Here is a 19,729-nt window from a genome sequence, read left to right as displayed (position 1 = left end):
CCGCAGCACCACTGTCTTCCCTCCCGCAGCACCACTGCATCCGCAGCAGCACTGCATCCCGCAGCAGCACCCCACCCACACAGAAGGAACGAATCCGTGCGAAGAAGCTCCAAGAAGTTCACGACCGTCGTGGCCGTCTCCCTGCCCCTCGTCCTCGCGCTGAGCGCCTGCGCGGCCGGCGGCGGCGGTGGCGGGAACGCCGCCGGCGGAGGCGACGGCGACGAGACGCTCAGCGTCTGGGCCTGGGACCCGGTGTTCAACATCGCGGCCCTCGAGGAGGCCGAGAAGATCTACCAGGAGGACCACCCGGACTTCAAGCTCGACATCATCGAGACCCCCTGGGACGACTTGCAGCCCAAGCTGACCACCCTCGCCCAGTCGCAGCAGTACGAGGAGCTGCCCGACGTCTTCCTGATGCAGAACAACGCGTTCCAGAAGAACCTCGTCAACTACCCGGAGATCTTCAGCGAGCTGCCCGCCGACGCCGTCGACTTCGCGGAGTTCCCCGAGGCCGTCGCCGCCTACTCGACCCTCGACGACGTGCACTACGGCGTGCCGTTCGACTCGGGCACCGCGGTCACCGCGCTGCGCACCGACGTCCTCGAGGCGGCCGGCTACACGATCGACGACTTCACCGACATCACCTGGGAGGAGTTCCTCACCAAGGGCAAGGACGTCCTCGCGAAGACCGGATCGCCGCTGCTCTCGGGCCAGGCCGGCTCCTCCGACATGATCATGATGATGCTGCAGAGCGCCGGAGCCAGCCTCTTCGACGACGAGGGCAACCCCACCATCACCGACAACGACGCGCTGCTCGCCGCGATCGACGTCTACAAGCAGCTCGTCGACTCGGGCGTCTTCGTCGAGGTCAACTCGTGGGACGAGTACCTCGGCACCTTCGTGAACGGCTCCGTCGGCGGCACCATCCAGGGCATCTGGATCGTCGGCTCCATCCAGACCGCCGAGGACCAGGCCGGTGACTGGGCGATCACGAACGTCCCCTCGCTCGACGGCATCTCCGGCGCGACCAACTACACGGCCAGCGGCGGATCGTCCTGGGCGATCAGCGCGAACGCCGACGTCGACCTCGCGGCCGACTTCCTCGCCTCGACCTTCGCCGGCTCGACCGAGCTCTACGACACGATCCTGCCGAAGTCCGGCGCCGTCGCGAACTGGCTGCCCGCCGGCTCCTCGACGGCCTACGAGCAGCCGAACGAGTTCTTCGCCGGCCAGCCGATCTTCGCCGAGGTCGCCGAGTTCGGCGCCGAGGTGCCGAGCAACAACACCGGCGCCTACTACTACGAGGGCCGCGACGCCGTGAGCGCCGCGATCACGCAGATCATCGGCGGCGCGGACCCCGCCTCGGCGCTGGAGGAGGCGCAGAAGAACGTCGAGTTCGCCATGAGCTAGGGCTCGCCGCGAGCCGGCGTCGCCGAGACCCGACGTCACCGCGAGCCGGCTCGCACCCCGGGCCGGGGAGGACTCCTCCTCCCCGGCCCGTCCCTCCCCGTCCCTCTCCTTCCGAGAATGCGAGCCCGCCCGTGTCGACCTCCGCCCCTCCGCGCCCGCGCCTGCGCGTCCCACCCCGGCCGCAGCGCGATCTCCGCAGCCGCCCGATCCGCCTGACCGGGGAGCGCCGCCGCAGCCTCACCGGCTGGGCCTTCCTCCTGCCGGCGGCGGTGCTCATCTTCCTGGTGAGCTTCCTGCCGATGATCCAGGCCTTCCTGCTCTCGCTGCAGACCGGCCGCGGGGCGAACCTCAGCTACGCGCAGCCGTTCTGGCTGAACTACGAGCGCCTGCTGCAGGACGAGATCTTCCGGCTGACGCTGCAGAACACCTTCATCTACCTGATCATCCAGGTGCCGGTGATGCTGATCATGGCGCTGGTGCTGGCCAACCTGCTCAACACCAGGAACCTGAAGTTCAAGACCTTCTGGCGCACCGCGATCTTCCTGCCGTGCGCCGTCTCCCTCGTCGCCTACTCGCTCGTCTTCCGCACGATCTTCGCCAACGACGGCTTCGTCAACGACGTGCTGATGGGCATCGGCCTGATGGACTCGCCGATCAACTGGCTCGGCAATCCGGACACCGGACGCTTCGTCATCATCCTCGGACTGCTCTGGTACTGGACCGGCTACAACATGGTCTTCTACCTGGCGGCGCTGCAGAACGTCGACTACTCGAGCATCGAGGCCGCGCGGATGGACGGCGCGAACGCGCTGCAGACCTTCTGGCACGTCACGATCCCGCAGCTGAAGCCGATCATCCTGCTCACCGCGATCATGTCGACGAACGGGACGCTGCAGCTCTTCGACGAGTCGTGGGCGCTGACCAGAGGCGGCCCGGCCTACACGACCATGTCGATGTCGCACTACCTCTACGAGGTCTCGTTCCTGAAGAACCCGAACTTCGGCTACGCCTCGGCCCTCTCCTACGTGATCCTCATCCTCGTCGCGGTCCTCGCGTTCGTTCAGCTGAAAGTCGGTGACAAGCGTGATTGAGCGCGTCAGCACCCTGCCCGCGATCGAGGACGTCGAGTCCGTCACTCCGAGCGAGTCCGTCCCCGTCCGCACGGCGCCGCTGTCCTCGCGGCTGCGCGGCCTGCCGAAGTACCTGTTCCTCTCGGTCTTCGCGCTCTTCTCGATCTTCCCGCTCTACTTCATGGCCGTCTCGGCGACGAACACCAGCCAGGACGTCCTCGACTCGCGGATGATCCCGGGCCTGGCGCTCTTCGACAACTTCGCCGGACTGCTCGATCTGCAGGACGTCGGCTCGGCGATGTGGAACTCGGCGACCGTCGCGGTGGGCACCACGGTGCTCGCGCTGATCGTCTGCTCGATCGCCGGCTACGGCTTCGAGGTCTTCCACTCGCGGGCGAAGGACCTGGTGATGGCGGTCCTGCTGATCGCGATCATGATCCCGTTCGCAGCGACGATGATCCCGCTCTTCCAGGTCTTCGCCGAGGTCGGGATGATCAACTCCCTCGCCGCGGTGATCATCCCGGCGGTCTCCACCCCGTTCCTGATCCTGCTCTTCCGGCAGGCCTCGCGCTCGTTCCCCTACGAGATCATCGAGGCCGCGCGGATCGACGGGGTCAGCGAGCTCGGGATCTTCGCCCGGATCTACCTGCCGTCGATGCGCTCGACCTATGCCGCGGCCGCGGTCATCACCTTCATGACCGCCTGGAACAACTTCCTCTGGCCCAAGGTCATCCTCGTGAACAACGACTTCCAGACCATGCCGATGCTGATCTCGAACCTCAGCGCGGGCTACGTCGTCGACTACGGCGTGCTGATGCTGGCCGTCTTCCTCGCCTCGGTGCCCACCGTCATCGTCTTCATGGTCCTGCAGCGCTCCTTCGCCGAGGGCATCACCGGGGCGATCAAGTGAGCCTCGCGGAGCTCCCGGGCGAGGCTGCGTCGACCGCCGGGTTCGACCTCGCGCGGCTCTCCGACCCCGGCTTCTTCGCCGAGAACCGGCGGCCCGCGCACTCCGACCACCGCTGGTTCCGCTCCGAGGAGGAGGCCGCGACGGGCGTCAGCTCGTTCGAGCAGTCGCTGAACGGGCTGTGGCGGATCCACTGCGCGCCCCGCCCGGCCGACGCGCCGGCCGGCTTCGAGCGGCCCGAGTTCGACGCGGGCGACTGGGACCTCATCCCCGTGCCCGCGCACATCCAGCTGCACGGCCACGACCGCCCCCAGTACGTGAACACCCAGTACCCCTGGGACGGGCGCGAGAGCATCTTGCCCGGGCAGGCCCCCGAGCGGTTCAACCCGACGGCCTCCTACCGGACGACCTTCGAGCTGGACGCGCCGCTCGCGCCCGGCGAGCGGATCGCGCTCGACGTCCGCGGCGCCGAGAGCACGATCGCGCTCTGGCTGAACGGCGTCCACCTCGGCTTCTCGGCGGACAGCTTCTCGCCCGCCGAGTTCGATCTGACGGACGCGCTGCTGCCCGGCGAGAACCTGCTCGCCGCGCAGGTGGTCAAGTGGAGCGCCGGCTCCTGGCTCGAGGACCAGGACTTCTTCCGCTTCTCCGGGATCTTCCGCGACGTCGTGCTGCTGCGCCGCCCGCGGGCGCACGTCGAGGACCTCCGCGTGCGGACGACGGTCGACGACGACGGGGCCGGGGTCGCGGTCGAGCTGCGGCTCGACGGCGCGGGCTCGGCGACGGTCGAGCTCGACGGCGTCGGCCCGCTGCGGCTCGATCCGGACGGCGTGCACCGCCTCCGCCTCGCGGAGCCGCGGCTGTGGAGTCCCGAGGACCCGCACCTGCACCGCCTGACGGTGCGCGTGCGGGACGCGGACGGCGCCCTGACCGAGGTGATCCCGCAGACCGTCGGGCTCCGCCGCTTCGCGATCGAGGACGGCGTGCTCAGCCTCAACGGGCGGCGGGTCGTCTTCCGCGGGGTCAACCGGCACGAGTTCGGCCTGCAGGGGCGGGTCGTCGACCGGGCGCAGACGGAGGAGGACCTCCGGATCCTGAAGCGGGTGGGCGTGAACGCGATCCGCACCAGCCACTACCCGAACAACTCCTACTTCTACGACCTCGCCGACGAGTACGGCTTCCTCGTGATCGACGAGATGAACCTCGAGACGCACGGGCTGTGGGACCGCGTCCGCTACCTCGACGCGCCGCTCGCCGAGTCGGTGCCCGGCGACGACGGCCGCTGGGCGCCCGCGCTGCACGACCGGGCGCGGAGCCTGCTCGAGCGCGACAAGAACCACCCGAGCGTGGTGATGTGGTCGCTCGGCAACGAGTCCTTCGGCGGCACCGTGCTCCGCGATCTCGCCGACTGGTTCCGCGCGGTCGACGACCGGCCGGTGCACTACGAGGGGGTGCACTGGGACTCCCGCTACCCGGAGACGACCGACGTCGTCAGCCAGATGTACACGCCGGCTGCGGAGATCGAGCAGTACCTCGCGGAGCACCGCGACAAGCCGTTCCTGCTCTGCGAGTACGCGCACGCGATGGGCAACTCCTTCGGCGCGGTCGACCGCTACCTCGATCTGGCCGAGCGGGAGCCGCTCTTCCAGGGCGGCTTCATCTGGGACTTCGCGGACCAGGCCGTCGCGATGACCGACCGGCACGGGGTGCCGTTCCTCGGCTACGGCGGCGACAGCGGGGAGTCGCCGCACGACGGCGACTTCAGCGGCAACGGGATCCTCTTCGCCGACCGCACGCCGACGCCGAAGCTGCAGGAGGTCGCGCACCTGTACCAGCCGTTCCGCGTCGACGTCTCGCCGGCGGAGATCGTGATCGGGAACCGGCTGCTGGCCACCTCCTCCTCCGCGTACGCGGCGGTCGTCGTGCTGCGGCGGGAGGGACGCGTGCTGGCGGAGCGGGAGCTCGCGACCGATGTGGCCGCGGGCGGGTCATCGACCTATTCGCAGCCGGTGCCGCTGCCGGAGCTGCCGGGCGAGTACACGCTCGACGTCGAGCTGCGGCTGGCCGAGGACACGCGGTGGGCGCCGGCGGGGCACGTCGTCGCGCGCGGGCAGCACGTCTTCGAGGTCGCGGGGTTCTCGCGGCCGGAGCACGCGCCGCGGCCCGAGGTCATCGACGGCACCCACAACGTGGGCGTCGTGGGCGAGCACTTCAGCGTCCTCTTCTCCCGGCTGCACGGCGGGCTGATGTCGTACCGCTGGGGCGGCGGAGCCGAGGGCGGACGGGAACTGCTCACCTCGATCCCGATGCCGTCCTTCTGGCACGCGCCGACCTCGAACGAGCGCGGCTGGGGCGGTCCCTTCGAGGACGGGCAGTGGCTGCTGGCGAGTCGCTACGCGCGCGCCGCGGGCAAGGCGCTGCGGACCGCGCGGGTGTCCGTCGAGGAGCACGCGGTGGTCGTCGGGTTCCGCTACGAGCTGCCGACCACTCCTCGGGCGGTCTGCGACGTCGACTACCGGGTCACGGGCGACGGGCGGATCGAGGTGACCGTCGCGATGACGGTGCCGGACGGACTGCCCGATCTGCCCGAGTTCGGGATACAGCTGACCACCGGCGCCGACGCGCACCGGCTGCGCTGGTACGGCGACGGCCCGGACGAGTGCTACTCCGACCGCCGCCTCGGCGCGCGCCTGGACGTCTGGGAGAGCGACGTCGCGCGCGAGCTGACCCCGTACCTGAAGCCGCAGGAGTCGGGCAGCCGCACCGGAGTGCGCTGGGCCGAGGTGACCGACGACGCAGGCTTCGGCCTGCGGCTCGACTGCGCCGGCGGGATGGAGTTCTCGGCCCTGCCGTGGACGCCCTACGAGATCGAGAACGCGCAGCACCCGAACGAGCTGCCGCCGGTGCAGCGCACCGTGCTGCGCCCGGCGCTGCGCCGCCGCGGCGTCGCGGGCGACGACTCCTGGGGCGCCCGCCCGCACCCCGAGTACGAGGTCCGGCCGCTCGACGGCCGCCTCGAGTTCCGCTTCGGCCTGACGGGCGTCGGCGGCTGACGCCGCGGGTCTGCTGGAAGAGACGGCCCGCAGACATGCTGGTCGAGTAGCCCGCGCCGCGGGCGTATCGAGACCCCGCCGCGCACAACATCAGCTGAGAGCACAGGGCCTCCCCCGTCAGCGGAGGGACCCCCGTCTCAGCTGATGTTGTGCGGGGCCGGCGGCAGCCCACGCCTCCCCTGCTGGTCGAGCGGCCCGCGCAGCGGGCGTATCGAGACCCACCCACCCCACGCACTCCCCCGCAACAGCCCCGAAACGCGCGCTCGCTAGGGTTCCCGGAGCAGTGCCGGCGGACGCCGGCCGGAACGCGGGAGAGCATGCAGAAGCGGATCGTCCTCGGGGTCTTCGAAGCGGGCACCCCGCACGTCGGCGGCACCATCAGCTGGTCGCACCCGCGCAGCCGCGACGGCGACTTCCGCGACATCGACTACTGGCAGCGGATGGCGCGCCTCCTCGACGACGCCAGCTTCGACTTCCTCTTCTTCGCGGGCGGCTCCTTCGGCTACTCCTCCCGCCGCGGCGAGCTCTCGGACGTCCTCGTCGAGGCCGGCATGACCTTCGCGCTCGACGGCGCGTACCTCATCCCCGCGCTGGCGGTCGGCACCGAGCGCCTGAACTTCGTGGTCACCAGCACCACCGGCGCCGACCACCCGCTGCACGCGGTGCGCAAGTTCTCCACCCTCGACCACGTCACCCGCGGGCGCATCGGCTGGAACATCGTCACCGGCGCCTCGCAGAACACGATGGCCGCGATGCTCGGCCAGTCCGCGATGGTCCCGCACGACGAGCGCTACCGCGCCGCGCAGGAGTACGTCGACGTCGCCTTCTCCTTCTGGGAGGGCGGCAACGACGACGACGTCATCGTGCTCGACCACGAGCGCAACGTCTTCGCCGATCCCGAGAGGATCCGCCCGGTCGCCTACGAGGGCGAGTTCTACCGCTCGCACGGCTACCACACGCTGCCGCCGTCGCCGCAGCGCTCGCCCCTGCTCTTCCAGGCCGGGACCTCGCCGGTGGGCCGCGCCTTCGCCGCGAAGAACGCCGAGTGCGTGTTCGTGCAGGGCTCGACCTACGGCAAGGTCAAGGCGGACATCGTGGACATCCGCCGCCGGGCCGCGGAGAACGGCCGCGATCCGGAGTCGATCAAGGTGATGGTGGGCGTCACGATCGTCGTCGCGCCGACCTCGGCGGAGGCGGCGCAGCTGCGCGCCGAGTTCGACGCCCTGCAGACCGACGAGCTGGCCGCGCACTACTACGCCGGCAACACGGGCGTCGATCTGCTGGCCTACGACCTCGACCGCACGCTCGCCGAGCAGCTGGTGCTCGACGACCAGGCCGGGCAGATGGGCACCAGCAACATCGAGCGCTTCCTCACCCGCCCGGACGGCTCGGCGCCGACGGTGCGCGAGATCCTCGACGAGCTGAAGGGCAAGGGCACCCGCGGCTTCGCGATCACCGGCGACCCCGTCGAGGTCGCCGACGAGCTCGAGCGGATGATGGACGAGGCCGACCTCGACGGCATCATGCTCGAGGCGGTCTTCGGCCTCGCCTCGATGCGCGACTTCATCGAGCTCGTGCAGCCCGAGCTGCGGCGCCGAGGCCGCCTCGACCCCGAGCCCAGCGGCGCCACCTTCCGCGAGCGCATGCTCGGCACCGGCCCGCACCTCGCCCCCGAGCACCACGCGGCCGGCTTCCGCCCCGAGGCCTGACGCCGCACTCCTCGACCAGCACGAGGCGATGCATGCTGATCGAGTAGCGCTCGCAGAGCGCGTATCGAGATCCACCACAGTCAGGAGCTAGGTCTGCGCGGCCGCACTGCTGGCAACGCCGGGTCTCGATACGCCGCTGCGCGGCTACTCTACCACCATGAGAGCGGGCCGTGCCGTGTCGCAGGGCGACCCCGATTCATGCTGATCGAGTAGCGCTCGCAGAGCGCGTATCGAGATCCACCGGCGTCAGGAGCTGAGTCTGAAGACCAGCCGTGCTGGCAACGGTGGGTCTCGATACGCCGCTGCGCGGCTACTCGACCACCATGAGAGCGGACCGCCGCGTTGCAGGGGCGGCCCCTTCATGCTGATCGAGCAGCGCTCGCAGAGCGCGTATCGAGATCCGGGCGGCGTCAGCTGACGCGGACGAGGGTGCGCTGCCAGCCGGAGGAGCCGTTGGGGGCGACGCCCGCGCGGTCCTCGATCTGGAGCATGCCGTTCGCGTCGGTCGCGCGGACGGCGACGTAGTGGGCGCCGCTCGCGGCCTCCCAGTCGACGTACCACTGCACCCAGGTGTCGAGGTTGACCGGGGTCGACAGGGTGGCCTCCTGCCAGTCGCCGTCGTCGATGCTGACCTCGACCTTGGCGATGCCGGTGGTCTGCGCCCAGGCGACGCCGGCGATCTTGGTCGCACCGGCGGGGATCGCGGCGTCGATGCGCGGGGTGTCGATCCGCGAGGACATCTTGATCGGGGCCTCGGCGTCGTAGCCGCGCGGGGTCCAGTAGGCCTCGTCGGCGGCGAAGGTGGTGACCTTCAGCTCGGTCAGCCACTTCGTGGCGGAGACGTAGCCGTAGAGGCCGGGGATCACCATCCGCACCGGGAAGCCGTGCTCGAAGGGCAGCGCCTCGCCGTTCATCCCGACGGCGAGGATCGCGTCGAGGTTCTCGTCGGTGACCGCGGAGAGCGGGGTGCTGGCGGTGTAGCCGTCGACGCTCGTGGAGAGCAGCATGTCCGCGCCGCTCTGGATGCCGGCCTTCTTCAGCACGTCGCGGAGCGGGACGCCGAGCCACTTGGCGTTCCCGACCAGGTCGCCGCCGACCTGGTACGAGACGCAGGTCATGGTGATGCCGTACTCGTCCAGGCCCATGTCGAAGATGTCCTGCAGCGACATGGTGACCTCCTGGTCGACCATCCCGGAGATCTTCAGCGACCAGGTGGAGGGGTCGATCGAGGGCACGGTCAGCGCGGTGTCGACGCGGTAGAAGTCGGCGTTGGGCGTGTAGAGCGGAGTGAGTCCGTCGATCCCGAGGTCGGCGCCGGCCGGCACCGAGACGGTGCTGCGCGGGCTGGGCAGGCGCAGGGCGTCGCGCACGCTGGCGAGCGAGGAGGTGGCGGCGTTGACGGCACGGGCACCGGCGCCGATCACGGCGGCACCGACGGCGGCGATCAGGGTGACGCGGAAGAAGCCGCGGCGCTCGATGCCGACCGGGCGGGCGGCGGGGGCCGCCCCGGTCTTCTCGGCGGCGGACGCGGCGCGCCAGCGGCGCAGGCGCGAGACGGTCAGGTGCATGACGATCATCGCGACGACGAGACCGACCAGGGTGGGCACCGCGGAGAGCGGGGTCGCGCCGGTGCGGGTGACGATCGCGGCGATCGAGAGGCCGCCGGCGATCACGAGCAGGATCTGGCCGAGCGGCGGGCGGATCAGCTGCAGCACGCCGGCGAGGGCGGCGGCGACCAGCACGGCGACGCCGATGCTCGCCAGCAGGAAGATCTTGTCGTTCGCGCCGAACGTCTCGATCGCGAACTCCTTGAGCGGGCGCGGCACGATGTCGACCACGAACGCGCCGAGTGCGAGCACCGGGCTGGCGTTCTTCGCGACGACGAGCGCGACGAGCTCGGCGATCGCGAGCAGCACGCCCGCGACGACGATGCCGGCCACGGCCGAGAGTGCGATGAACCGCAGCTTCGGCACGCGCGGGTTCTTCCCTGTCTGTTCCATGGGAGTCATGCTCCGCCCTTGACCTGCCCGTTCGCAGTGTGGTGCCGGTTTGGTCGAGTCGGGTAACGAATCGGTAACGCTGCGACCTCCTCCTCCGGCCGCGAGATGCCACTTATGAGCGCGACACGCCGTGAAAAGCGTGCACAAGTGGCATCTCGCGGAGGGAGTCAGCGCGGGGTCAGCCGCAGGTGCGGGCGGAGTAGGGGGCCGCCTTCGTCGTCGTCACCGATTTGCCGTCGATCGTGGCCGTCGCGGTGACGGTCGCGGTGCCGGCCGGGATCGAGGCGGCGCGGGTCGTGTCGGCCTGCGTCGCGCTCCTGCCCGCCGCGATGCCCGGGTAGGACTTCGTGGCGTAGGGCGTCGCGATCGAGATCGACGCGGCGGCCTTCGAGTCGTTGCGGGCCGTCGTCGTCAGGACGACCTTGCCGGCGACGCAGCGCGTCGTGGCCGAGACCGTCAGGTCGATCACCGCGGCGGGAGCGGCCCGGACGATCGCGAGCCGGTAGGTCGCGAGCGTCGTGTGGTCCTGCGCGGAGGAGGTGATCACGACGTTCGTGGTCCCCGAGGCCGCGAGGGTCACGGTCCGGGCGACGGTGTCGTCGATCAGCACGCCGTCGACCTTCACCAGTCCGCTGGCCACGGCCGGGTCGAGGTCGAGCGCGACGCTCGTCGCCTGGACCGGCACGGTCAGCGTCAGGTCGCGCACCCCGGCGGCGAGCGCCGGCGAGAACGTCCCGACGGACGACGTCAGCTTCGTCAGCTCCGCGTTCGTCGCGAACCCGGTCGACTCCGTCGTGTAGACGCCGAAGACGCCGCCGACGTTGCTCGCGGTGCCGGTGCCCTGGAAGCGCACGGTCACCTTGGGGACCTTGTTCCCCTGGGCGTCGAGGACGTAGGCGCCGGACTGATTGCGCTTCCAGCTGTCCTTCGCCGCGATCCCGTCGAGCACGGCGCGAGGGATCTCGTCGTACTGCACGTACCAGTTCAGCGCGCCCGCGGCGCCCGAGACCACCTCGGTCTTGAGCTTCACGTCGTTGAGGTAGACGTCGAAGGTGCGCCCCGCGTCGCCGCCGTAGTAGCGGACGCCGAGGTAGTTCTTCGGCAGCGCCGGGTCGACGATCATGTCGTACTGGAAATACGCGTCCGCCGACCGCTCGCCGTCGCGGTAGCCCTCGCCGCGCCAGGTCCCGACCGCCGAGCGGTTGTACTTGTAGTTCTTGTCCGCCTCCGAGTTGTTGTTGTCGAACGAGGTGAGCGAGTCGATCGTCGTCTCCTCCACCCGCAGCTGCTGCTTCTCCTTGAGGATCAGCGCCTGAGCCTCCGCGGAGTCGGGGGCGATGAGCGTCATGTAGGTCGCGTAGCGCGCGTTGTAGAGGCTGTAGTACGGCTGGAAGATCCGGGCTTCGGAGGCTGCGTCGACGTTCGTCATGCCGAAGCGCATCGTCGTCGTCCCGTTGCCGTTCGCGCCGTTCGGCAGGCGGAGCAGGTTCTGCTTCACCGCGGACTTCCACGCGGCCGCGTTCGCGACGACCACGTTCGAGTTCACCGTCTTGTCGGCGACGCTCATCTGCACGAGCACGCCCGCGGGGTAGGAGGCGTCGACGTTGTTCCGGTTCAGCTCGGTCGCCAGGAGGACGGGCCCGTAGGTGAAGGCCGTCCAGTTCGCGTTCTCGGTGTTCGCCACCGCGGCGACAGCGGCCGGCAGCTTCCAGGTGAGGGTGTCGCCCGCCGCCACCGGGACGACCGCGTAGCCGCCCTCGGTCAGCGCGGCGACGTCGCGGACGGCGCCGTTCACGGTGAGCGTCGGCGCGCCGTCGACCCAGGCCGGGATGCGCAGGCGCAGCGTGGTGCCCTCGGCGACCGCTCCCGCTCCGAGCGCCGCGATCGTGAAGCGCGCGGTGTCGGTGTTCGGGATGTCCGCCGTCTGCGTCACCTTCAGGTTGCTGCCGCCCGAGCTCAGCACCGACGAGCGGAACTGGTTCACGTAGACCGTCTTCGGCCCCTCGAAGTAGATCGAGTCGCCGAGCTTGGTGAAGCTCTCGACGCCGGTACCGTGGTCGCACCAGAACTCGTCGTGCTCCTCGCCGAACACCTTCGCGTAGCCCGCGGTCTGCGGCTGGAAGTAGGTGACCATGCCCGTCTCCGGGTTCTGCACCGAGAGCACGCCGTTGATGAACGCGTTCTCGTAGAAGTCGGCGTACTTCACGTCCTTCGTCACCTGGAACAGCGCCCGGGTGAGCTTGAGCATGTTGTAGATGTTGCAGCCCTCGGAGGTCGAGTTCTCGCCGTAGCCGGTGGTCTGCCCGTTGGTCGCGTACTGGTAGAGGGTGTCCGCGCCGTGGAAGTGCTCGGACTGGCTGTTGCCGCCGTTCGCGTAGCTGTGGCTCTCGTCCACCATGCGCCAGAAGTTCTCGGCGGCGCGCCGGTACATGTCGAGGTCCGCCTTCTCGGTGGCGGTCAGCGTCGCGTACAGCGCGGGGTCGTCGGTGAAGAGGGTGTAGCGCTTGAGCGCGCCGATCAGCTTGGGGATCGTCGTGTTCGCGTGCAGGCCGTTGAGGACGTCCTCGTTGTTCGCGAGCTTCCGGAAGAGGGCCGTCTCGTCGAAGTACTCGGCCGCGCGCTTGTGCGCCGGCTTCTGCGTGGTCTCGTAGAGGCGGTAGAGCGCCTCGTTCATCCCGCCGTACTCGGTGCTGAGCAGCTGCGCCGGGTTCGCCTGGCGGCCGGCCCAGGTCGTGATCCAGGAGCCGAAGCCGTCGGCGACGACGAGCGCCTCCGCCGACACGGCGCTGGGCGCGTACTGGTGCGCGTCGAGCAGGCCCGCGAGCACCTTGTGCAGGTTGTAGAACGGCACGAGCAGACCGTCGGCGCCGGAGGGCAGGTAGCTCACCGGGAACGGCGAGACGTAGCCGGCGTTGGCCGGGTCCTTGAGGGCGTAGGCGTCCTGGACCTTCTTCAGGCCGTCGACGGAGGCGGTCAGCTTCGCGAGCAGCGCGGCCTTCGTCGTCGCGTCCTGCTCGCTCGCGTAGGCCTGGGAGAGGCCGGAGATGTAGTGGCCGAAGAAGTGGCCCTGGAACCGGGTGCCGCTCTCGCGCTCCCAGCCGCCGTAGCCGCCGGCCGTGGTCGGGGTGAGACCGGCCTGCGTGGAGAAGGAGTGCAGGAACATCTCGGGGTCGAGGCTGAGCAGGTACTCGACGGTCTGCTGCTCGCCGTTGTCGAGGTACGGGTCCTGGACGGTGACGTCCGAGAGGCCGGCCTCCTGCAGATAGCTCGAGCTCTTCACGCCCTTCGGCTGTACCTGGATCGCGAAGGTGCGGGTGACGGCCGTGCTGCCGCCGTAGGTCGAGGAGCCGGTGAGCGTCACGGTCGTCGCGGCGCCGGTGGGCGGGGTGACCGTGGCGGTGCCGCCGGAGATCGCGATCGCGGCCTCGTCGGAGGAGGTCCAGCTGAGGTCGGAGCCCTTCGCGCCGCGGGTCGGCACGGAGAAGCCGGTGCTCGTGCTCGCGGGCAGGGTGACGGCGTCGAGGTCGGCCTTCGCGACGGCGGCCGGGTCGAAGGACGCGTTGTGCGCCTTCGTCAGGGCGACGACGTCGGTGGTCGTGGCCACCTTGCCGTAGAGGACGTAGTCGTCGAGGAGCCCGCGCAGGTGCGCGCCGTTGTACTGCGGTCCGTTGAAGCCGAGGGTCTTGGTCGAGGTGCCCTCGGAGCCGAGCACGCCGGTGGCCGCTCCGGTCGCCTCGGACTTGGTGACGGTGGGCTGCTTCACGCCGTTGCGGTAGAAGGCGACCTGCTTGGTCGCCTTGTCGTAGCTGGCGACGACGTGGGTCCACTCGTTCGTCGGGAAGAAGCCGGCACGGGCGGTGTCGATCGCGACCTTGTAGGGCTGTCCGGTCGAGGGTCCGATCGAGAGCGCGAGCGGGGTCGCGTCGCTCTCGGAGGTGAGGTACCAGCCGTCGGAGTTGTAGGCGGTCTTGTTCCAGGTGAAGACCTGCTCGCCGGTCATCGCGGCGGTCGGCTTGTACCAGAACGAGACCGTGAGGTCGGCGGGCTGGAGGCGGGCGTCGGTGCCGAGCGACACCGCGTTGGAACCGGTGAACTCGAAGGCCTGGCCGGCGAGGCCGGTGCCGTACGCGGCGGCGCCCTTCTGCATCCCGACCGTGTTGCCGCGACCGCTGGTGTCGGTGATGCTGCCGTCGAAGGGCAGCTCGAGCACCTTCGCGCTGTCGAGGGAGGTGGCCGGTGCGGCCTGCGCGGTCGGGCCGACCGCGAGCAGTCCCGCCGTCAGCGCCATCACCGCCGCGGTCGCGATCGGGATCCGTCGTCTCGTCGTCATTCGTGGGGCCTCTCGTCGTTGAGATCGGTACTGGGCGCGATGTTACCGTGAACAATTCGCTTTCGGTGAAGTTTCGGTAGGCGGGCTGAGCGGGCTCGAAGACACGGGTGCCGAGCTCCGCCACCGTCCCCAGCGAGCGCCAGCGATGCGGACCGGGGAGCGGAGAAGGGGAACGCTGGTCCGCGGCGAAGGGCGGACGAGAGTGACGATCAGAGCGGATTCGACGGCGCCGCTGCTGCATATCGAGGCAGTGTCGCGCCGATTCGGCGCCGGGCCGGAGGCATCCTGGGCCGTCCGCGGCGTGAGCCTGCGGGTCGAGGCGGGCGAGGTCGTCGCGCTCCTCGGGCCGAACGGCGCCGGGAAGACGACGCTCGCGCGGATGATCGCGACGCTGCTGACGCCGACGAGCGGCTCGATCCGGGTCGACGGGGTCGACGCCGTCGCGCGGCCGGACGAGGCGCGGCGTCGGCTCGCCCTCGTCCTCGGCGGCGAGCGCGGCTTCTTCCTGCGCGCGACCGCGCTCGAGAACCTCCGGTACTTCGCGTCGCTCGCGGGCGTGCCGCGGCGGCGGAGGGACAGCCGCATTCTCGAGGTGCTCGCGGCGGTCGACCTCAGCGCGCGGCGTGGCGACCGCGTCGAGGAGTTCTCCCGCGGGATGCGCCAGCGGCTGCATCTCGCCCGCGGGCTGCTGGCGGAGCCGCCGCTGCTCCTGCTCGACGAGCCGACGGTGGGGCTGGATCCGGAGGCGGCGCTGTGCTCCGCGCCCTGATCCGCGAGCTGCGCCGGGACGGGCGGGGCGTCCTCCTGACCACCCACCACCTGCACGAGGCGGAGGAGCTGTCGGACCGGAGCCTCGTCCTCCTCGACGGCCGGATCCGCGCGGCGGGGCGACCGCGGGACATCGCCGCGGCGGGCGGGCTGGGCGAGGTGACGACCCTGGCCGCTCCGGCGCTCACCGCGGCACTCGCGGACCGGATCTCCGCGCTCGACGGCGTCCGCTCGGTCCGCTCCGACAGCATCGCCGACCGGCCCGTCGTGGTCGTCGGCTGGGACTCCTGCCGGCCCGACCTCCGCGCCCTGGCGGCCGTCGTCGCCGACCTCCCGACCGGCACCTGAACCACCCGGCCGGCGACCCTCGAGGAGGGCTACCTCGCCCTCGTCGACCGGTGCCGAGGAGGGCGGGAGTGATCGCGGGGCTGCAGGAGGGCGCTTTCCACCTGCGGCTGCTGCTCCGCAACGCCTACTTCGTTCAGGCCGCTCTGATCGCACCGGTCGTCTTCGTCGTCCTGCGCGTCGAGGCGGGTCGGGGCGGGCCGGCGCTGGGAGTCGATGGAGCCGTCGTCGGCGTGTGGACGGTGACCGCGGCGGCGGTCGGGATCCTCGGCTACCAGCGGTCGCAGGGGACGCTGGAGCAGATCGCGCTGACTCCTCGGCCGCTGGGCGGTGCGCTCGCGCCGATCTCACTCGCCTGCGCCGGCGTCGGGCTGCTGTCAGTCCCGGCCGCGGTCGTGGCCTCCCGACTCCTCGGCGTCGAACTCGCGCCGCACTCCCCCGCCCTCGTCGCGCTCGGCCTCGTCCTGCTCCTCGCCGCGTGCGGGACGACCGCGCTCGTGCTGTCCGGCCTCTTCGTGCTGACACCGCACGCGACGGTCTACGAGCCGGTCCTCGTCGCTCCCGTCCTCCTCCTCTCCGGCGCCGTCATCGACCGCGCGCAGCTGCCGGTGCCGCTGCAGCTGCTCGGGGTCGTCGATCCGCTGACCGGTGCAGTGCAGATCCTGCACGCCGGAGTCTCGGGTGGCGCGCCCGGCGACGTCATCGCGCTCTGGAGCGCGCAGGGGCTGATCACGTCTCTGCTCTCCTTGCTGCTCGCCCGCCTGATTCTGCGGACGGCCCTGCGGCGGGCGCGGCTCGCCGGGACGCTGGCGCTGTCGTGAGCGGGCTCGTGGCGGCGTCGATCGTGGTCGCGCTGCGGTCGTTCGACGCCACGCGGACGCGCCGGACGCTCCTGGTCGCGGTCGTGCTCGGGCCGGTGCTGCAGGTGCTGTACTTCGCGGCGGTGGCGGGGTCGCGCGGGTCGCCGTCGCTGGTGGTCGGCGCGGGTGCGAGCCTCCTCCTGGCCACTCTGACCGCGGTCGACAGCGTGACCGTGTCGCTCACCCGGATGCGGCACGACGCGGTGCTCGGGAGCGTCCTCCTCAGCGCCCGGCCGGCGGCCCTGCTCTGGAGCGGGGTCGCGCTCGCGGGGGCGGCGGTCGGGTTCGCCGCGGGTCTCGTCTCGCTGGTCTGGGCGCTCCTGCAGTTCGGGCAGGGCGTCTCGTGGCAGGTCGCCGCGGGCGTGATCGCGCTCGCCGGCTGCGCGGCTCTGGCCGGCGGCGGCTGCGGGTTCGCGGTCGGGGTGCTCGGCCTGCGCTCGCGCGACGGGCTGGCCTGGGTCGGGCCGTTCACGGCGGTCCTGACCGTCCTCGGCGGAGTCGTGGCGCCGGTGGCCGAGCTGCCGCCGGTCGTCGAGGCCGTCGCCCGGGTGCTGCCGCTGATGTACGCCACCGACGCCCTGCGGACACTGCTCGGCGAAGGATCGATCGGCGCGCTCGCGGTGCAGACCGGCGCTGTCGTCGTGCTCGGCGCCGCGTGGTTCGGGCTGGGGCTGCTCGGCTGGGGCCTCGCCCGCAGGACGCTGCGGCGGACGGGCGGCACGGATCTGCTGTGAGGCCTCCTGGCGCAGCGCATAGCAGGGCCGCGCCGATCCGGGCAGGGGGCTGCCGTCCCGCCGCGCCCCTGATGGGATGGCGTCATGTCCGACTCCGCTGCTCGCCCGTCCCAGGACGACGACCTCCGCTCCATCGTCTACGCGAGCCACACCGCCGCCGGCCTCGAGGAGGCGGACCTGCCCGCACTGCTCGAGCAGTGCCGCGCGAACAACGAGCGCCTCGGCCTGACCGGCATCCTGCTGTTCCGCGACGGCCGGTTCCTGCAGCTGCTCGAGGGGCCGGCCGCGACGCTGCGCGAGCGGATGGCGATCATCGCCGACGACCCCCGGCACGCCGGGCTGCGCGTGCTGCTCGAGGAGGCGCCGGCGCAGCGGCTGTTCCCCTCCTGGACGATGGCGTACGAGGCGATCACCGACTCGATGACGACCGAGCTGCCCGGCTACCGCAGCACCTTCGAGGACATCGACACCGACGTCGACGCGAGCGCGACGCTGCCGGCGCTGCGCGAGCTGATCCGCTGGTTCCAGGTGCGCCACTGACGCCGAGCGGTGCAGCGCGCTCGCTACAGTGACGGCGTGAACGAGGACGACGGGCGGGACGACGACGGCGAGCGCGAGGTCGCGGCCGAGTACCTGCGGGCCGAGCTGAGACCCCGGACGCTGACCTGGCTCCGGATGACGATCGACGCCCTGCTCGGCGGCGGCGTGATGACGACGCACGACCTCGTGGTCACCCGCCTCGACACCGGCGCCGAGGTCATCCGCACGCCCGCCGACATCGGCGACCCGTACGTCCTGCTCGAGCAGATCGAGCTGGAGCTCGAGACGAAGACCACCGCCGAGTTCCTCGAGGAGTGGCGACGGGAGTAGCACTCTCCTCCACAGACCCGATCTCGCGGAGTTGTCCGAGGGTTCCTCCCGGCGACCGCTCGGGTGTCGGTGGTCCCTGGTTCAATACGCGTATGGATGAGCACAGCGACCCGGGAGCGGCAGGACAGCCGAGCGCGCTCGCCGCCGTCGACGCGCTGACCGACATCGCCGCGGAGATCGGACGCACCTCCGCACAGCTTCTCCTCTCCCGCGCGCAGACCCTGCACCTCGCCTACCGCGCGGCGGTCACCGTCCCCGACGCGTTCGCCCGCGGCAAGTCACTCTCCCGCAGCGAGGCGCACTCCCTTGTCGAGCGGTCCATCCGGGCCGAGTTCGCGGTCAAGCTGCGCCAGTCCGAGCGGGCCACGGAGACGGTCCTCGAGCACGCCCGGCTGCTCGTCGAGGACCTCCCCTGCATCCGCGCCCTGCTGGCCGAGGGCCGGCTGCTGTGGGACTCGAGCGAGATCGTCTGCGCGACCGCCGCCACCCTGCCCGCCGCCTCCCGCGCCCGCTTCGACGAGCGCGCCGCCGAGGTCGCACCGGAGGTGACCCCGACGCAGCTGAGAAGAATCGTCGCCCGGCTCCGCGACGAGCTGCACGAGGAACCGCTCGCCCAGCGGCACGTCCGCGCCCGGCAGGACCGCGCCGTCTGGGTCTCGCCGGAGGTCGACGGCATGGCGACACTGTGTGCACTGCTGCCCGCGCCGGACGCGATGGGCATCGCCGAGCGCGTCGACCGCATCGCCCGGTCCCTCCGCGAGGGGGGCGATGAGCGCACGCTGGCGCAGCTGAAGGCCGACGTGCTCACGGATCTGCTGCGCGACGGCGACATCGCCGGCACCACCCCCGCAGGCGACGGACCTCAGGTGTCGGCGTCGTACGTGCCCGGGATCCGTGCGGAGGTGCGCCTCACCCTCGCTGCATCCACCGCCGTCGGTCTCGACGACGCGCCCGCGGACCTCGACGGCTACGGCCTCATCCCCGCCGACCTCGCCCGCGCCCTGGTCGCGACCGGTGCGTCCTTCACCCTAGTGCTCACCGATCCGGACACCCGCGCCGTGAGGTCGGTCGGCCGCACCTACCGGGTCCCGCCGCCCCAGATGCGTCTGCACCTCCAGCTGCGCGACCAGACCTGCCGCTTCCCCGGCTGCACCCGCACCGCGTCCCGGGCGGAGGCCGACCACACTCTCGAATGGCGCAACGGCGGAGAGACGTCCCTCGAGAACCTCGTCTCCCTCTGCACGTCCCACCACCACGTCCGCCACGGCGACCGTTGGACCTACGTCCCCCGCAAGGACGGCAGCATCGTCTGGACCACCCCCACCGGCCGCCGCATCACGATCCGCCCACCTGCACTCGCCGGCGCCCCACCGGGCCCGCGCTTCGAGGACGCACCGCCCCCGTTCTGACGGACGCCGGTCTCGATACGCGCCGCCTCATGCTGATCGAGTAGCCCTCCGAGAGGGCGTATCGAGATCCACCGTCGCCTGATGGGTGGGTCTCGATACGCGCTTCGCGCTACTCGACCAACATGGGTCGCTCATCCCTGCCCAGCACACCTGCCCTGATCCATGCTGATCGAGTAGCCCTCGCAGAGGGCGCATCGAGACCCACCATCACCCGACGGGTGGGTCTCGATACGCGCTGCGCACTACTCGACCAGCATGTTCGCG

The 19,729-nt window shown here is 71.0% G+C and carries 14 protein-coding genes; 12 read left to right on the top strand and 2 right to left on the bottom strand.

Annotation, left to right across the window (positions count from 1 at the left end; genetic code table 11):
• Window positions 1-96: 96 nt before the first annotated feature.
• The 5 genes from MT350_RS18800 (at window position 97) to MT350_RS18780 (ending at window position 8,149) form a co-directional block, all read left to right on the top strand.
• Window positions 97-1,410, top strand: coding sequence for an extracellular solute-binding protein (locus MT350_RS18800; RefSeq protein WP_243616423.1), 1,314 nt, complete (start codon window positions 97-99; stop codon window positions 1,408-1,410).
• Between the two features lie 131 nt (window positions 1,411-1,541).
• Window positions 1,542-2,501, top strand: coding sequence for a carbohydrate ABC transporter permease (locus MT350_RS18795; protein WP_243616422.1), 960 nt, complete (start codon window positions 1,542-1,544; stop codon window positions 2,499-2,501).
• A complete protein-coding gene (locus MT350_RS18790) occupies window positions 2,494-3,390 on the top strand; it encodes a carbohydrate ABC transporter permease (RefSeq protein WP_243599743.1) in 897 nt (298 codons plus the stop codon). The genes MT350_RS18795 and MT350_RS18790 overlap by 8 nt, the downstream gene beginning before the upstream one ends.
• Window positions 3,387-6,440 carry a glycoside hydrolase family 2 TIM barrel-domain containing protein gene (locus MT350_RS18785; protein WP_243599742.1) on the top strand — a complete coding sequence of 1,018 codons (3,054 nt, stop codon included), beginning with the start codon at window positions 3,387-3,389 and terminating at the stop codon, window positions 6,438-6,440. The genes MT350_RS18790 and MT350_RS18785 overlap by 4 nt, the downstream gene beginning before the upstream one ends.
• A gap of 317 nt (window positions 6,441-6,757) precedes the next feature.
• On the top strand, window positions 6,758-8,149 hold the full coding sequence (locus MT350_RS18780) for an NtaA/DmoA family FMN-dependent monooxygenase (protein ID WP_243616421.1): 1,392 nt from the start codon (window positions 6,758-6,760) through the stop codon (window positions 8,147-8,149).
• A 410-nt stretch (window positions 8,150-8,559) separates the two neighbouring features.
• On the opposite strand, the gene MT350_RS18775 is transcribed toward MT350_RS18780, so the two are convergent.
• Both MT350_RS18775 and MT350_RS18770 read right to left on the bottom strand, forming a co-directional pair.
• On the bottom strand, window positions 8,560-10,149 hold the full coding sequence (locus MT350_RS18775) for a molybdopterin-dependent oxidoreductase (RefSeq protein WP_243599740.1): 1,590 nt from the start codon (window positions 10,147-10,149) through the stop codon (window positions 8,560-8,562).
• Window positions 10,150-10,327: 178 nt separating this feature from the next.
• Complete coding sequence (locus tag MT350_RS18770) at window positions 10,328-14,479, bottom strand: beta-L-arabinofuranosidase domain-containing protein (protein ID WP_243599739.1); 4,152 nt, start codon at window positions 14,477-14,479, stop codon at window positions 10,328-10,330.
• A gap of 250 nt (window positions 14,480-14,729) precedes the next feature.
• Between MT350_RS18770 and MT350_RS18765 the strand changes: the two genes are divergently transcribed.
• From MT350_RS18765 to MT350_RS18735, 7 genes are all read left to right on the top strand, one after another.
• Window positions 14,730-15,248 carry an ABC transporter ATP-binding protein gene (locus MT350_RS18765; RefSeq protein ID WP_243599738.1) on the top strand — a complete coding sequence of 173 codons (519 nt, stop codon included), beginning with the start codon at window positions 14,730-14,732 and terminating at the stop codon, window positions 15,246-15,248.
• On the top strand, window positions 15,233-15,595 hold the full coding sequence (locus MT350_RS18760; protein WP_243616420.1) for a hypothetical protein: 363 nt from the start codon (window positions 15,233-15,235) through the stop codon (window positions 15,593-15,595). Before MT350_RS18765 ends, MT350_RS18760 begins: the two co-directional genes overlap by 16 nt.
• Before the next feature lie 68 nt (window positions 15,596-15,663).
• Window positions 15,664-16,413, top strand: a complete 750-nt coding sequence (locus MT350_RS18755) for an ABC transporter permease (RefSeq protein WP_243599736.1) — start codon at window positions 15,664-15,666, stop codon at window positions 16,411-16,413.
• Complete coding sequence (locus MT350_RS18750) at window positions 16,410-17,186, top strand: ABC transporter permease (RefSeq protein WP_243599735.1); 777 nt, start codon at window positions 16,410-16,412, stop codon at window positions 17,184-17,186. Before MT350_RS18755 ends, MT350_RS18750 begins: the two co-directional genes overlap by 4 nt.
• 84 nt (window positions 17,187-17,270) lie before the next feature.
• Complete coding sequence (locus MT350_RS18745) at window positions 17,271-17,726, top strand: BLUF domain-containing protein (RefSeq protein WP_123446522.1); 456 nt, start codon at window positions 17,271-17,273, stop codon at window positions 17,724-17,726.
• A gap of 36 nt (window positions 17,727-17,762) precedes the next feature.
• Entirely contained in the window at window positions 17,763-18,056 is a 294-nt protein-coding gene (locus MT350_RS18740; RefSeq protein WP_243599734.1) for a hypothetical protein, read from the top strand.
• Between the two features lie 92 nt (window positions 18,057-18,148).
• Window positions 18,149-19,465, top strand: a complete 1,317-nt coding sequence (locus MT350_RS18735) for an HNH endonuclease signature motif containing protein (RefSeq protein WP_243616419.1) — start codon at window positions 18,149-18,151, stop codon at window positions 19,463-19,465.
• Window positions 19,466-19,729 lie beyond the last annotated feature (264 nt).

Source organism: Rathayibacter sp. VKM Ac-2928 (assembly GCF_022815545.1).
GTDB classification, from domain to species: domain Bacteria; phylum Actinomycetota; class Actinomycetes; order Actinomycetales; family Microbacteriaceae; genus Rathayibacter; species Rathayibacter festucae.
The sequence above is the reverse complement of the archived record's forward strand: the minus strand, read 5'-3'. Positions and strand labels throughout refer to the sequence as shown.

What these genes read in the sequence shown, in the direction of transcription:
- MT350_RS18770 (WP_243599739.1), bottom strand. Translation starts at nt 14,479, where the DNA reads ATGACGACGAGACGACGGATCCCGATCGCGACCGCGGCGGTGATGGCG.
- MT350_RS18775 (WP_243599740.1), bottom strand. Translation starts at nt 10,149, where the DNA reads ATGGAACAGACAGGGAAGAACCCGCGCGTGCCGAAGCTGCGGTTCATC.
- MT350_RS18780 (WP_243616421.1), top strand. Translation starts at nt 6,758, where the DNA reads ATGCAGAAGCGGATCGTCCTCGGGGTCTTCGAAGCGGGCACCCCGCAC.
- MT350_RS18745 (WP_123446522.1), top strand. Translation starts at nt 17,271, where the DNA reads ATGTCCGACTCCGCTGCTCGCCCGTCCCAGGACGACGACCTCCGCTCC.
- MT350_RS18735 (WP_243616419.1), top strand. Translation starts at nt 18,149, where the DNA reads ATGGATGAGCACAGCGACCCGGGAGCGGCAGGACAGCCGAGCGCGCTC.